General features: G+C 38.9%; 14 protein-coding genes. 9 read left to right on the top strand and 5 right to left on the bottom strand.

Annotation, left to right across the window (positions count from 1 at the left end; translation table 11 throughout):
* Positions 1 to 274 precede the first annotated feature (274 nt).
* Together K5Q58_RS00610 and K5Q58_RS00605 are read right to left on the bottom strand one after the other, a co-directional pair.
* A complete protein-coding gene (locus K5Q58_RS00610) occupies positions 275 to 1,234 on the bottom strand; it encodes a LysR family transcriptional regulator (protein ID WP_220751549.1) in 960 nt (319 codons plus the stop codon).
* A gap of 117 nt (positions 1,235 to 1,351) precedes the next feature.
* Complete coding sequence (locus K5Q58_RS00605) at positions 1,352 to 2,047, bottom strand: 16S rRNA pseudouridine(516) synthase (protein WP_220751547.1); 696 nt, start codon at positions 2,045 to 2,047, stop codon at positions 1,352 to 1,354.
* Positions 2,048 to 2,170: 123 nt separating this feature from the next.
* Between K5Q58_RS00605 and glnD the strand changes: the two genes are divergently transcribed.
* From glnD to K5Q58_RS00570, 7 genes are all read left to right on the top strand, one after another.
* Entirely contained in the window at positions 2,171 to 4,816 is a 2,646-nt protein-coding gene (gene glnD, locus K5Q58_RS00600; protein WP_220751545.1) for a [protein-PII] uridylyltransferase, read from the top strand.
* Positions 4,817 to 4,847: 31 nt separating this feature from the next.
* A complete protein-coding gene (locus K5Q58_RS00595) occupies positions 4,848 to 5,366 on the top strand; it encodes a YcxB family protein (RefSeq protein ID WP_220751543.1) in 519 nt (172 codons plus the stop codon).
* A 115-nt stretch (positions 5,367 to 5,481) separates the two neighbouring features.
* Positions 5,482 to 5,754, top strand: a complete 273-nt coding sequence (locus tag K5Q58_RS00590; RefSeq protein WP_220751540.1) for a hypothetical protein — start codon at positions 5,482 to 5,484, stop codon at positions 5,752 to 5,754.
* Positions 5,755 to 5,932: 178 nt separating this feature from the next.
* Positions 5,933 to 6,808 carry a MipA/OmpV family protein gene (locus K5Q58_RS00585; protein WP_220751538.1) on the top strand — a complete coding sequence of 292 codons (876 nt, stop codon included), beginning with the start codon at positions 5,933 to 5,935 and terminating at the stop codon, positions 6,806 to 6,808.
* Positions 6,809 to 6,810: 2 nt separating this feature from the next.
* Positions 6,811 to 7,227 (top strand): DUF3019 domain-containing protein, encoded by a 417-nt coding sequence (locus K5Q58_RS00580; protein ID WP_220751537.1) that lies wholly within the window; start codon positions 6,811 to 6,813, stop codon positions 7,225 to 7,227.
* Positions 7,227 to 7,940: a winged helix-turn-helix domain-containing protein gene (locus K5Q58_RS00575; RefSeq protein WP_055024304.1), complete on the top strand. Its 714-nt coding sequence runs from the start codon at positions 7,227 to 7,229 to the stop codon at positions 7,938 to 7,940. The genes K5Q58_RS00580 and K5Q58_RS00575 overlap by 1 nt, the downstream gene beginning before the upstream one ends.
* A gap of 17 nt (positions 7,941 to 7,957) precedes the next feature.
* Positions 7,958 to 9,253, top strand: a complete 1,296-nt coding sequence (locus K5Q58_RS00570; protein ID WP_220751534.1) for an ATP-binding protein — start codon at positions 7,958 to 7,960, stop codon at positions 9,251 to 9,253.
* A 49-nt stretch (positions 9,254 to 9,302) separates the two neighbouring features.
* On the opposite strand, the gene K5Q58_RS00565 is transcribed toward K5Q58_RS00570, so the two are convergent.
* Positions 9,303 to 9,614 (bottom strand): DUF1289 domain-containing protein, encoded by a 312-nt coding sequence (locus tag K5Q58_RS00565; RefSeq protein ID WP_220751533.1) that lies wholly within the window; start codon positions 9,612 to 9,614, stop codon positions 9,303 to 9,305.
* A 270-nt stretch (positions 9,615 to 9,884) separates the two neighbouring features.
* On the opposite strand from K5Q58_RS00565, the gene K5Q58_RS00560 reads away from it, so the two are divergent.
* Entirely contained in the window at positions 9,885 to 10,430 is a 546-nt protein-coding gene (locus K5Q58_RS00560) for a DUF4136 domain-containing protein (RefSeq protein ID WP_220751531.1), read from the top strand.
* A 135-nt stretch (positions 10,431 to 10,565) separates the two neighbouring features.
* On the opposite strand, the gene K5Q58_RS00555 is transcribed toward K5Q58_RS00560, so the two are convergent.
* Together K5Q58_RS00555 and K5Q58_RS00550 are read right to left on the bottom strand one after the other, a co-directional pair.
* A complete protein-coding gene (locus K5Q58_RS00555; RefSeq protein ID WP_220751529.1) occupies positions 10,566 to 11,714 on the bottom strand; it encodes an HlyD family secretion protein in 1,149 nt (382 codons plus the stop codon).
* Between the two features lie 2 nt (positions 11,715 to 11,716).
* The gene (locus tag K5Q58_RS00550; protein ID WP_220751527.1) at positions 11,717 to 12,106 is read right to left on the bottom strand and encodes a DUF3302 domain-containing protein; all 390 of its coding nucleotides are present in this window, start codon (positions 12,104 to 12,106) and stop codon (positions 11,717 to 11,719) included.
* 268 nt (positions 12,107 to 12,374) lie between these two features.
* On the opposite strand from K5Q58_RS00550, the gene purT reads away from it, so the two are divergent.
* Positions 12,375 to 13,571 carry a formate-dependent phosphoribosylglycinamide formyltransferase gene (gene purT / locus K5Q58_RS00545; protein WP_220751525.1) on the top strand — a complete coding sequence of 399 codons (1,197 nt, stop codon included), beginning with the start codon at positions 12,375 to 12,377 and terminating at the stop codon, positions 13,569 to 13,571.
* Positions 13,572 to 13,593 lie beyond the last annotated feature (22 nt).

Here is a 13,593-nt window from a genome sequence, read left to right as displayed (position 1 = left end):
AAAGATACCTCTTTAGATGTATTAATATTGTGCTACATTTGTGATTGAAATTTGAAGATTCTTGACACAGAATTTTACAATTCGAGGTTGGCAATTTTCAAATGTGAAATTTACATAACTATATGGTTTTATTAAATTGATTGAGATCAATTAATCTTTTTTCACATTTAAAAATTGAAATAAAAAAAGCGAAGGCAATATGCCTTCGCTCTAATTTATCAACTCGTAAATACGACTATAGTTTAGCTCAAAAATAGTGTTTTAATAGAGAAAATTATAAGCTAATTATCTGCTTCAAAGATTCCACAATAATCGCTCTGCTTTTCTCACAATACCGACGATACGGCGTTGAGCGTTCAATAAGGTTATATTCAGGTACTAAACACTTTCCTACAAGTTTTTGCCTTTCATAAGCAGGCAGTTTTTCTACTCTAATTTCTTCAATTTTTGCCAATATCTGTGATTCTGCGGTAGACATAAAACTAAAGCTTCTCATAGTGAGTAAATGACAAAACCACTCTGAAATCGAGGTCGCTCTACTGATACTTGGGGGTTCAATTCCAGATTGACGACAGTAAATCTGAAAAGGGTCTAATTTATCATTAAAACCTTTGCCTTCAAGTATCAAGAAAGGATGATTGGCTATGTCTTCCAAACTTATATGCCCACTTTCCCAAATGGGGTGGTTACGACGGGCAACTATCGAAGTTGACTCTGATACACCGATGATTTCTGATTCTAACTCTGTCGCGCAAGCTGCGCCGAAATTAATGCCAAGATCAATATCCCCTTGGTGAATTTTTTCTTCTGAGTTTTCATTCCACAGATGTACCCTAACCTTACCTAATACATCCATAACTTCTTCACGGCCTAATGACATAGCAAGTGACGTCATGATAATTGGCGTCACTGCAATATTAAGCACATTAGATGAATTAGTTTTATTACCTGCACAAGCTATTCTTTCTATATTTGAGGCAGATTCACAAAATTCACAAATCGGGAGATATAAATGCTCAGCAAGTGCGGTCGGTTTTAAGCCTTGTTGGCGACGATAAAACAATTCGTCGTCAAAGGTCAGTCTCAAAGACGTTAAGCAGCGGCTTATTTTGGGCGCCGATACACTGAGTTCTTTGGCGGCAAGATTAGCAAAGCCAGTTTCATAGATAATTTTAAACACTAATAAACTGAATACATCCAATTCACTGATCTTTTTTAAGGCTTTTATATCCATGCCAATACCTAAAAATGATTAATTCAATAGAAGGTAGCATGAAAATTTACACAGTAATTTGATCTAACTCTGCATTCTTCAGTTTCAATTAAGCTTAAGTTAACAGCTTTATTTCATTTAAACCTCTTTTTTATTTAAATGACGATACTCTCCAGACTTTAATGTCGAGTCTAAAATAATATCACCAATAGACTCCCTATGAAGGCCTACTACAGGATTGCGAAAGCGACCAAACATACGTTTTATTTGATGATATTTACCTTCCTGTAAAGTCACTCTTGCCTGAAAATCATTAACAGGCTCTAGTCTTGCGGGCTTAGTCGTTATATCTTCATAACCAAAGTACATACCTTCAGCAAAAGCACTGACATAAGTATCATCAATCGGGTTAGCTAATGTCACTAGGTATTGTTTGTCTACTTTGGTCTCAGGCGCCATTAAAGCTTGCGACCATTGACTGTCATTAGTGATTAATAGCAGCCCAGTTGAATTTAAGTCTAATCGCCCCGCAATATGAAGTAGTTCAGGCTCTATGCCATAAAGTAAAGATAACGCCGTAGGGTGAATATCATCTTTAGTGGCACTGACCACCCCTATGGGTTTATTCAACATATAATACTGGCGTTTATTACGCTGCAACCAATTGCCATCAAAGCAAATTTGGCTGAACTCATTAATCTGCTGATCCACGGACTTACAAATCAGCCCATCAAGCTCAACTCTATTTGCAAGCAATAGCTGGCGAACCGCTTTTTTAGAGATCTGCAGTTTCTGTGCAATGAACTGGTCTAATCGGCTTCTTTTACTGCGCATTAATAATTTATTCTCATTTAACTAGTTAAAAGAATTAACTTATTCATAATCATTTTAAGGCATCGTTTGAGTTACCAAACTAGATCGAATACTCTGTTTGTGAGCAAAACAATAAGGAGTAACATGTCTTTGCAACCAGCTTATCCGATTTTACAGCCAGAAATGACCATCGTAGAACTTAAACAGGCCATTGCTGAGTTTGATACCTGGTTAGAACAGCAAATCAGCAGTTGTTCTATCGCTGAAATTCTGCAGCATCGAGCGCAGTTTTTCGACATATTACTTAATCATCTCTGGCAAGCATTTCAGTTTGAAACAGACACTATTTCCCTTAATGCCGTTGGCGGCTATGGCCGTAAAACCCTTCACCCCTTTTCCGATATTGATATTTGTATTATTCACGATGCAGATTTGTCCGCAACCGATGCTAGCACCTTAAGTGATTTTTTAACCCAATTATGGGACTTAGGCTTAGATTTAGGTCACGCAGTTAGGCGATTAGATGATACTTACCTTGCATGTACCGAAGACGTCACCATTGCTACAACATTGCTAGAAATAAGACATATCTGTGGCCACGAAAACCATCAACATCAGGTGATTAGTAAGCTTTATGGTGAAACAGTTTGGTCAAGCGAGGCTTTTTTTATTGCCAAATATGATGAACAAAAGGTTCGTCATAATAAGGCTCAAGGCACTGCCTTTAATATTGAACCCAATTTAAAAAATAGCCCCGGTGGCATGCGAGACATCCAAACCATCACTTGGATAGCCAGAAAGCATTTCTCCATTGATGATTTAAAAGATTTACGCCGACTTAAGTTCCTTACTGACGATGAATATGCCGAATTAATGGAGTGTCAGAACTTCATTTGGCGAGTACGCTTTGCCCTTCATCAAGCATCTAATCGTTCAGAAAACCGTTTATTACTTCAACATCAAGCTGAGGTTGCACGCCTGCAAGGTTTTGGTGATAGCGGAAATATCGCCATTGAGAAAATGATGCGTCAATTGTTCAGGGCAATGAAACGTATCCGTGAATTAAACCTAATGCTAATGGCTTATTTCGAGCGTGAAATTGTACCGCAGAAAAAACCAGACATTATCGAAATTAATGAGAATTTCCAAATATATAACGGCCAAATTCATGCTGAAAATCAAGATGTTTTCATTGACCGTTCACAAATTATGTCGATGTTTAATTACATCGCAATTCACCATGAAAAAGTCACTGGTATCACACCGGAAACACTGCGTTTATTAAGACAAGTACGTCGTCGATTAATGGGTGACTTACAAGATTACCAAGTCTGCAGAGAACTATTGGTTAGCCTGTTTAAACACCCACACGGCATGGGTTTGGCCATCACCTTAATGCACCAACATGGTATCTTAGCCTCATATTTACCTCAGTGGCGTGAAGTTGTCGGTCAAATGCAATTTGATTTATTTCATGCCTATACAGTCGATGAGCATACCCATAAATTGCTCAAAAACCTTTATAAGCTCACTCAAGATAATGTCTCAGCGGATCAAAAATTGGCGGCTGATATTTTTGAGCGTTTTCAGGCTAAAGAATCGATTCTGTTTGCCGCATTGTTTCATGACCTCGCTAAAGGTCGCGGAGGAGACCACAGCGAACTAGGTGCAGTTGATGCCAAATTGTTTGCCAAGTTCCATGGCCTTAAAACATCGCAACAACAATTAATCAGCTGGTTAGTTGAGCAGCACTTATTAATGTCGATTACCTCTCAGCGGATGGATATTCACGACCCTGAAGTGGTTAAAACCTTTGCTAAATCCGTTGGCAGTATTACCAAGCTTGATGCACTCTACTGCTTGACTGTGGCAGATATCCAAGCCACCAATGATGATTTGTGGAATGATTGGAAAGCGAGTTTACTGACTGACTTATACTTTGCGACGCGTAAAGCGCTACGTAATGGTCTTGAAAATGTACTACAGCTCAGAACCGTAGTCAGAGAGCACAAACAAGAAGCCCTAGGTTTAATAGATCCCAATGACACTCAACTCGTCGCCATTAATAAGTTATGGAAACGTTTGCCATTGTCCTTTTTCAGTAATGCGATTCCCACCGAAATTGCCAAGTATACCCTTGGGATTCTAGCTCACGAGTTGGAGCACGAGCACCAGTTAACGACACAGGATGAAGCTAGCGAACCTCCTTCACTCATTTTACTCGACGACAGTAGTGTAAAAGGCTGTAGTGATGTGTTTGTGTACACTAAGGATAGACCGGGATTATTTATTTCTTTGTTCAACACCTTATCGACTCTAAAAATTTCCGTTAACCAAGCACAAATCTCAAAAACGAAAGATGGTTATGTGGTAGAAGCCTTTAAAGTGCTCGACTTTGATGGCAAGCCTATTTTTAGTGCCCAAAGACGTAAGCAGGTCACTAAAAAGTTACGCCAAATTTTAGATGACAATATGTCACCACCTAAAAATCGCCCTTCAAGGCACACTAAAAACTTTGACAATAAACCGACTATTGAGTTTATCCACTCCAAAAAGGCTGATCGGACTCTAGTGCATATTTTAGCGTTGGAAACCCATGAGTTTATGGGACAAATTGCCAGTGCATTTAGAACTCTGGACCTTAATATCCACTCTGCAGCTATCAGTACCGTAGGTGAACGTGCAGATAATGTTTTTGCTTTATCCAACCAACATGGCTCACAATTAACCGAGCTTGAACAAATTGAGTTGCAGGAAAAATTAGTCAAATCGATCACTTCGACATTATAATTGCTTCATTAAAGTTGATAATGAGCGCGATATGTCTGCTAGCAATACAAGCCCTTCATCAAAAACCGATAACTTAACTGATATCGGTTTTAGTTTTTCTAAAGAATATATTCTAGATAAGTCTCACTTTGCTGAAACATTTGACCAGTCAGTTGTTATTAGTCACAGCCCAAAACGATATGTAAAAGCTGCAGTATTTATAGTGGCAGGTTTTTTAATGACTCAAACTGATGTCACTCCTTACCTTGCATACTTCTTTATCGGCCTAGGAGCTGTTGAAGGGCTTCAAGTAAGGTTTAATCGTGCTTGGTGGTTAATGAGACAACTTATCAGTAAGTCTGCCAATAACCCTGTGATAATTACAATTAATGAGCAAGGCATTCATTCTAAGTCAGCTTATATTGATCATTTACTTAAGTGGACCGAAATATATCGTGGTCAAGAAACTGAGCAAGGTTTCTTATTAACTACTGAAAAACTTAAACATTATGTATCAAAGCGCTGTTTAAATGAGGCTGCAATAGAATTTATTAAATTAAAAGTGAACTAATTTTCTTCGTACAAGACTAATAAACTGCTCAGTTTGTAGGCAAATATAAAAGTCACTGACTGAGCAAGTTTAAATCCAAGTAATATTAATAATAAGTTCTCTTAAAGGACGCGCTATGAAACATTCATTATTGTTAACCACTTTATACGCTGTAGTACTCTCAGCGGCTTTATTCACCACCTTGGCTCATGCAAATGGAATTGAAGCACCGAAAGATACCCTAGTTTCTTTGACTGACTCTTGCAGTAAAATCGCAGCAGAAGAACAGATTGACCCCATTGAGAAGCAACAATTTGTATCTGATTGCGTCAATGCTCAATTAATCGAAATGGGATATCAACGACAGCACTCGCTAGCGAAAACAGAATTAACCAAAGACAACCTATAACCTTTAAAAACATTAATTTAGCCAAAAACAATACACCTAACAACACCCATAACATTCAAGAATCATAAGTATCAGTTTGTATCAAATTAATTAAAGCAATTTTTCCAACCCCGATTTAGTGATAAAGTCGCAGTTATTAGCTGTTTTAATGTTGATATAAATAGGTTGCTTGTCTTTGATGTATCGAATTTTTGTCGTCTTTTTAGTGTTAATTTTACCCATTACACCTGTAATGGCAGACGAGCCTTGCCAAGAGAATGGCGATTGCGTTGTCGTCGGAGAATGGGATATCAGTATCGCTTTCGGCTACGGCAACAAAACCAACCCCATTACTGACTATGACGATATCCCTCTTTATGTAATCCCATCAATAGCTTATTACGGTGAAAGCTGGTTTTTTGATAATTTCAATTTTGGTTACACTTTAACCGAACAAGAGAGTTTTACGATAAATCTAGCGACAAGTTATAGCGACGAACGTGCTTTTTTCTATCGCTGGGATCCATCTAATATTTTCTTGCCACAATCAGCAAATGTTGACGCTCACACTGACCTACCTACTATTGGGGGGTTCGGAATACAAGACGTTAGCCAACCTATTGTTTTAAATGAACTTGAAAGTAGAAACTTCACCGTATATGGTGGTGCAGAGCTTTTCTGGTATGGCAGGTTTGGTGTCCTAAAACTTGCCGCTGCCCATGACTTATTAAACGTCCACAATGGACAAGAAGTGAATGTTAGTTGGAACTATTCGCTCGCGATCAGTGATTGGCGCTTTGATTTCACCTTAAAATCAGAGTGGAAAAGTTCAGAAGTTATTGATTATTACTATGGTGTTCGAGCCAGTGAAAATGCATACTGGAGCGAAGAATATCAACCAGATTCAGGTTGGAGTAGTGCAGTAGAACTCACGACGCGTTACAGCCTTTCGGCACGTTGGGACCTATTAATTGCTGCACGTTACACTCAATTAGCTGATGAAATTATCGACAGCCCAATTATTAATGAAGATTATTCTAGCTCCTATTTCGTTGGAGCTGCATATAGGTTCTAAACTTGTTCCTTAAAGAACATAGGGTCTATCACCTTTTCGGTATATTAATACTGATTTTTAGTGCTTTCTTTGCCAAAGCTGATACGCTTATCGGGCAAGCACAGCTTTCGGCTACCCCTCGTTTATGTCTTATTGATGCAGGTGGCAACATATGTGAAATTGACATTGAGCTAAATTGGCAGGTCGAAACTGAGGAGTTGGTTTGTATTACATCAAATTACCAACCTTTGACTCGGTGGTGTAGTGATTCAACTGATGAACACTCATTGCAAATATCAGTAAAAACAAATAAAGACATTCATTTTGTCTTAATAAATAAAAATAATAATAATGAATTGGCGGACGTAATCCTAAAAATCACCACAACGTCTGAACGTAAAGTTCGCAGACGTTACCGTAACCCTTGGAGTTTATTTTAATGGCTACCCCCCCATCAACTCATAGAGTTTTGTTGGTCGAAGATGACATTCGTCTTGCCAACTTAATTGTGGACTACCTTAAGTCACACGATATGCACGTTGAAGTCGAACGACGTGGCGATACCGTTTTAACACGATTAATTAGTTACAAGCCTGACATCATCTTACTTGATATCATGCTACCTGGACTTGATGGATTAAGCCTGTGTGAAAAATTACCTGACTATTTTGCAGGTCCAATTTTATTAATGAGCGCTTTAGGCTCTCCTGAAGATCAAATCAAAGGCTTAGAGTTAGGTGCTGATGATTACGTAGTTAAGCCAGTAGATCCTAGCTTATTAGTTGCTCGTATCAATAATTTACTACGTCGTCAGGCTCAACCTTCAAAACCTGAGTCTCACTGCTTAAGCTTTGGTAAATTAAGCATCGATCCACACACTCAAGCAATTCGCTTAGGTAATACAGAGGTCGACCTTACAAGCCACGAGTTTGAATTATTGTGGTTATTAGCATCACAAGCTGGACAAGTGTTAAGCCGCCAATATATATATCAATACCTGCTTAACATCGATTTTGATGGTAAAGATAGAAAAATTGATGTGCGTATTTCTCGCTTACGTAAAAAATTAGGCGATAGCATCGAAACACCATTCAGAATTAAAACTGTTTGGGGACAAGGTTACTTATTCGCGCCGGAAGCGTGGAATAATTAATCGGGTTATAGAAGACTTTGAAAAGACTCTTCATCAGCCTATACCTATTACTAAGCTTAAGCTTTTTAGGTATAGGCTGGACATTAGATAGCCTCTGGCAACAACAAGTCGAAGATAACGATAATATTGACTCACCTTTGATTGCTTTTGCATTACTCCTTGCACAGCAACCTAAAGCAGATCGCCAAGATCACTTAAAGCTCATCAATAAACAATACCCCTACCCATTACAATTATTCGAACAGAATGAAATTGCCTTAAGCGGTGATGTGGTATTTTCAAACAATCAAATCATTACTACCACTGCCGATAAAAGCCATGAATTACAATTCATTGCTGTAGGCGATCAAGTACTAATGGCTGGTCCAGTTGATATCGATCCTCGCGGTCAGTTACGTAGCATATTCACCATAGGCTTTTATTTGTCATTAGCCTTTGTTGCATTGATTTGGGTTTGGCCACTATCAAAAGATTTAAAAACCTTAAAGAAAGCCACCCAAAATTTTGGCGAAGCAAAATGGAATACTCGAATAGAGCTTAACGCCAGTTCACAGGTCGCTCCGCTGGCTAATACCTTTAATGATATGGCGCAGCATATTAGTGATTTAATTGAGAACCAAAAACATTTATCTAATGCGGTTTCCCATGAAATAAGAACCCCCTTGGCCAGATTAAAATTTGCTCTCGCCTTGTTACCCCAGTACTGTCAGCCTAAAAGTGACGACCAACGGACACAAGAATTTCTTGATGAGATGCAACTCGATATCAAAGAAATGGAAACCTTACTGCAAGAGCTGCTTACCTATGCAAGCCTTGAAGTTCAGCAAGAACCTACCCTAGAAAAATGCGATCTGATTAGCATGACAAAAGAGCTCACTTCCCGTTTAATGCCACTCAGTGATAAACCTATTAATTTCCATTACTCTCAAGACGAAATGATCATCATGGCTGAGCCGTCATTAGTCGAACGTGCGATTCAGAACCTTGTTACTAATGCTCAACGTTATACTCAAACCAGTATTGAATTATATTTAAGTTTTGATGAGAGATTAGTTTTTTTATCGGTAGTCAATGACGGCGAAGAAATACCTCAAGAAGATCAACAGAAACTTTTTGAACCTTTTTATCGCAGTAAATCCCAACATAAAGGCAATAAAGGCCATGGTTTAGGTTTAGCCATTATCAAGCGGATTATGCATCGTCATAAAGGCAGAGTGAGTCTGGTTAGTGATGAAAATAATACTTCATTCACCTTAATTTGGCCTCGTGAACATTTGTTTGTAAAAGCAAAGCTAGACTTAGAGTCGAATTAAACATTCGGGAAAAGTTAAAGGAAAAATAGCTGACATGGTGATTTGATATTTAATCTAATGAAAAATCCCCTAAATCGAGTTTCTCTTCTTTTTCTGATCCTTGTTCAAAATCCAATTGCGGATTAACTTCAGCCTGTTGTTCTTTAATTGCAATTTGATGAGCTTTATATTTTGCATATTGCCTACGACGCTTACGCTGTAAGCAAAGGCGGATGATATTATGCTTTTGTGCATCACTAAAGTGCAGCCAATTAAATCGCTCATCTCTATTTCGAAGACAACCCGCACAATATCCACGCGCATCAGTTTGACACACGCCTATACAAGGACTGGGTACTTCGAGAAAACTGAGCTGTTCCATATCCCCACTATTTATTGGTTATTTATTATTCTAACTTAGCATTAAATTGTCAAAAAGGCATATTCATCTTTACTGATTTATCAAATAAATCAGCATGTAAGATCTGTTAAGATTGGTTTAGCCGACAAAATTACATTAAGCTATTTAAACTACCCGCAGCTATACCCTTAAATTTATAATCAATTTGCTGCTTTAAAACGTTGCAGAACATCACCCATCTATTGCCATAGTGAATATTTTTGATGAACTCAGCCACACACGGAGATTGCCATGCTAATAAGATTACTCATGTTGTTTATGGTCATAGTTTGCTTAAGCGCTTGTAAGAGTACTAACAGTAATTCTGACTACGATACCAAATATGATTTCAGCCAACTTGAAAGCTTTCATTTTATTGATACTCCAGATCAAGGCGATCAACTCAGTGCAGAACGTATTCGCGCTAACATTAGAACCACACTCACAACTAAAGGATTTGTTGAACAACAAGAACAAAGTGATTTCTTAGTTAGCTATGCATTTTTAACTAAGGATAAACCAAAAAGTTCCGGGCTTTCTATCGGTCTAGGCACAGGGACTAGTGGTAGTCATGGTGGTGTCGGAGTCGGTACAAGTATGGGAATTCCAATCGGCAGCGATAGCGCTAAAATTCAAGTGATCCAGGTTGATATTATTGATGCTAAAGAAAATCGGTTAATTTGGCGTGGTACAGACGAGTTTGATTTTGAATCGGGAGGCGATGAAAAAGTTGCCCAAACAAGTAAAACAATCAGTAATATATTGGCACAATTCCCACCTGTACCTAAAGCGAAATAGCTTGAGCTACTATACTGACGGTCGTTGATATAAATGACGCTGAAATAAAAAGTCCGCTTAGTGCGGACTTTTTTTGTATCTTAAACCCATGACTTAAGACTCATAAATGCAAACACTTATAACGATAAAGGCTCACTAATGACCTTCGGCAAATAAGTAATTTAACCAGCCTTGCATGCGCAATAAGACTTTTCGAATAATCGATACATGGGTGAAGTGCTCGGTATAAATAGCCGATTGCCCTGCAACACCAGCTGGCAATGTTCTAAGTAATTCGTTTTCATCCTCCAGTTCAATAAGCACTAACGCCCTACCACGATTGAACAAGTCATTTGAAGAACGCAGTGAGCCGCCAAATTGCAGTTCACCTTCCGCCATTGCTGGTAATACTTTTACAACGCGACCTTTATGAACAACCCCAGGCATCGCATCTAAAATTAACTCTGCTTCATCACCTTCTTTTAATCGCAGTAAAGAGTTTTGCCAGAATGCTCCCGCAAAATAACGATCTTCATCAGGTATAAACGTCATAGCTGGACGCAGTGGGATAGGCACAGCCATCACACCAGGACGCAAGGCCATCTGAGTGACAACACCATCAACGGGTGCTGTTACTTCTGTTCGTTCAAGATTAAATTGAGCTTCATCAAGTTCAGCCTGAATAACAGCAACGTCAGTATTCACTCCATCGATATTTGATTCATAAGCAAGGCGGTATCGAATCTCATCAGCTTCTGCAGCTTTAAATTGTGCTTCAGCAGAAAGGTAGGTTTGACGCTTGTTGTCTAACTCAAGTTCAGAAAACGGTGAGTTTTTACCACCTTTACGTTTACCTTCATCATAACGTTCATAGGCAGACTTTGCTCTATCACGGTTAGCTTCAGCTTGAGTGACTTTTGCAATAGCACTATCCCATGCAGCCTTTAGTTGCGGCACAGCTTGTTTGGCGTCTTCTAAAGCAGCTTGCTTTTGCTTCACTGCAGCAATGAATGGCGTTGGGTCAATTCTAAATAATACATCGCCTTTTTTGACAGGAACATTCGGCTTAACATTTACTTCGACAACTAAACCTCGCACAGCTGGATTGATAGGAATTGAAACAAAGTATTCACGCGCAAAACGGGTATATGGATGGTTATAGTTCATCAATACCAATAGCGTACCAATTAATACTATCCCACCTAAAACGGCTGTCGGTACTGTCCATTTGGTTAATGGGATCTTAAATATCTTGAATATTGCTACACAAAACGCGGTGTAAGTTAAAATCAGTAGTAGATCCATGACTACACCTCTTGCTTAGGTTGTTGATCTGGAGTGGTTTCTGAAACCTTGTCAGCTTTTGGCGTCTCAATAAAGGCTAGGCGCTGATTTAAATCTTCAACCTTTTCCATTAATTCGCGTACCTCACCTTCAAGAATTAACTCTCGCTTTTTACCATTACTAAATCCCCACCCTCTATCTTCACGATACAAGGTTGCCCAAATCCATAAAAATGGCCAAATAGCATGCATGGTAAAAAGACTAACCCAGCCAGCAATATGCAATGCATCTTGTTGAGGGTGATTACGCTTTTTAGCAATTTCGTAGGGAATATCATGAATTGCAATCACACCGTAAAAAATCACTAGTGCTACAAAAAAAAGTAGTCCTAATGCAAAATAATCCAAAAACATATAACTCTCCTATTAAAGGTATGGCATTTGAAAATAAAAGCGCCTTAAACTAAAAACATCTCCATCGCAAACAAAGAAACATAAACACAACCTCAAGATAACATACGAACATCAATAAAATAACTGTAAAACACTGTTTATTCGCTGAAAAAATAACTCTTTTCACGTGATCCTTTACACATTTATAGGCTTTGCTAATCAATCAACTGCGAATAAAAGATAAAATATTTGAGTGTAATCCCTACAAGCTTCCCAACAAGGTAAAACAATGAACGCTCATACTCCTTTCAACTTTGGTACTGCTGGTACTAAAGGCTCTATTAAAGCGATGCTCCTAGGTTGCGGCGAACTCGGAAAAGAAGTTGCCATAGAACTACAACGTTTCGGCATTGAAGTCATTGGAGTTGACCGTTATCCCAATGCGCCAGCAATGCAAGTTGCCCATCGATTCCATGTGATTAACATGCTTGATGAAGTCGCTTTGAAGGCTGTTATTGAACTCGAAAAACCACATATGGTGATCCCAGAAATTGAAGCTATCGCGACCCAAGCCCTCGTAGAGCTTGAAGCAACTGGCATAAATATTATTCCAACAGCCAAAGCGACTCAGCTGACAATGGACCGAGAAGGTATCAGACGCCTTGCTGCAGAAACCTTAGGGATCCCAACGTCACCATACTTTTTCTGCGATACATTAACTGAGTTTAAAACGGCAATTAAACAAATTGGTCTACCTTGTGTTGTTAAACCAGTCATGAGCTCATCTGGCAAAGGCCAAAGCGTTATTAAGACCGAGCAACAAATAGAACAAGCTTGGCAATATGCCCAAGAAGGTGGGCGCGCAGGTGGTGGACGTGTCATTGTTGAAGGCTTTATTGATTTTGACTATGAAATTACCCTACTCACCATTAGTGCAGTCAACGGCATTCACTATTGCGATCCTATTGGCCACCGTCAAGAAGATGGGGATTACCGAGAATCTTGGCAGCCACAGGCAATGTCCAACAAAGCCATAGCTAAAGCACAACAAATTGGTGAGCAAGTCGTTGAAGCTTTAGGTGGATTTGGTCTATTTGGAGTTGAATTATTTATTAAAGGCGATGATGTTTACTTCTCAGAAGTATCGCCACGACCACATGACACTGGGCTAGTAACGCTAATAAGTCAGGATATCTCTGAGTTTGCCCTCCATGTTAGAGCTATTTTAGGTTTGCCTATTGCCGATATTAGACAACTCGGCGCCAGTGCTTCAGCAGTGATTCTAGCTGAAGGTCAATCAAAAAACATTCGATATCAGGGCGTTGAAAGTGCGTTAATAGAATCAGACACCCAAATAAAGTTATTTGGAAAACCTGACATAGATGGGCGCAGAAGATTAGGTGTTGCACTTGCAAGAGATAAAGACATCGATTCATCAATTGCCAAAGCCAAACGCTCGGCGGCTAAAATTAAGGTTATTTTTTAAGTTAACTTTACGTCTTAAAAAC

This window comes from Shewanella sp. KT0246 (assembly GCF_019654955.1).
In the GTDB taxonomy this organism is placed as follows: domain Bacteria; phylum Pseudomonadota; class Gammaproteobacteria; order Enterobacterales; family Shewanellaceae; genus Shewanella; species Shewanella goraebulensis.
This window is presented reverse-complemented; position numbering and strand designations above follow the sequence as displayed.

What these genes read in the sequence shown, in the direction of transcription:
- K5Q58_RS00610 (WP_220751549.1), bottom strand. Translation starts at nt 1,234, where the DNA reads ATGGATATAAAAGCCTTAAAAAAGATCAGTGAATTGGATGTATTCAGT.
- K5Q58_RS00605 (WP_220751547.1), bottom strand. Translation starts at nt 2,047, where the DNA reads ATGCGCAGTAAAAGAAGCCGATTAGACCAGTTCATTGCACAGAAACTG.
- glnD (WP_220751545.1), top strand. Translation starts at nt 2,171, where the DNA reads ATGTCTTTGCAACCAGCTTATCCGATTTTACAGCCAGAAATGACCATC.
- K5Q58_RS00595 (WP_220751543.1), top strand. Translation starts at nt 4,848, where the DNA reads ATGTCTGCTAGCAATACAAGCCCTTCATCAAAAACCGATAACTTAACT.
- K5Q58_RS00590 (WP_220751540.1), top strand. Translation starts at nt 5,482, where the DNA reads ATGAAACATTCATTATTGTTAACCACTTTATACGCTGTAGTACTCTCA.
- K5Q58_RS00585 (WP_220751538.1), top strand. Translation starts at nt 5,933, where the DNA reads ATGTATCGAATTTTTGTCGTCTTTTTAGTGTTAATTTTACCCATTACA.
- K5Q58_RS00575 (WP_055024304.1), top strand. Translation starts at nt 7,227, where the DNA reads ATGGCTACCCCCCCATCAACTCATAGAGTTTTGTTGGTCGAAGATGAC.
- K5Q58_RS00565 (WP_220751533.1), bottom strand. Translation starts at nt 9,614, where the DNA reads ATGGAACAGCTCAGTTTTCTCGAAGTACCCAGTCCTTGTATAGGCGTG.
- K5Q58_RS00560 (WP_220751531.1), top strand. Translation starts at nt 9,885, where the DNA reads ATGCTAATAAGATTACTCATGTTGTTTATGGTCATAGTTTGCTTAAGC.
- K5Q58_RS00555 (WP_220751529.1), bottom strand. Translation starts at nt 11,714, where the DNA reads ATGGATCTACTACTGATTTTAACTTACACCGCGTTTTGTGTAGCAATA.
- K5Q58_RS00550 (WP_220751527.1), bottom strand. Translation starts at nt 12,106, where the DNA reads ATGTTTTTGGATTATTTTGCATTAGGACTACTTTTTTTTGTAGCACTA.
- purT (WP_220751525.1), top strand. Translation starts at nt 12,375, where the DNA reads ATGAACGCTCATACTCCTTTCAACTTTGGTACTGCTGGTACTAAAGGC.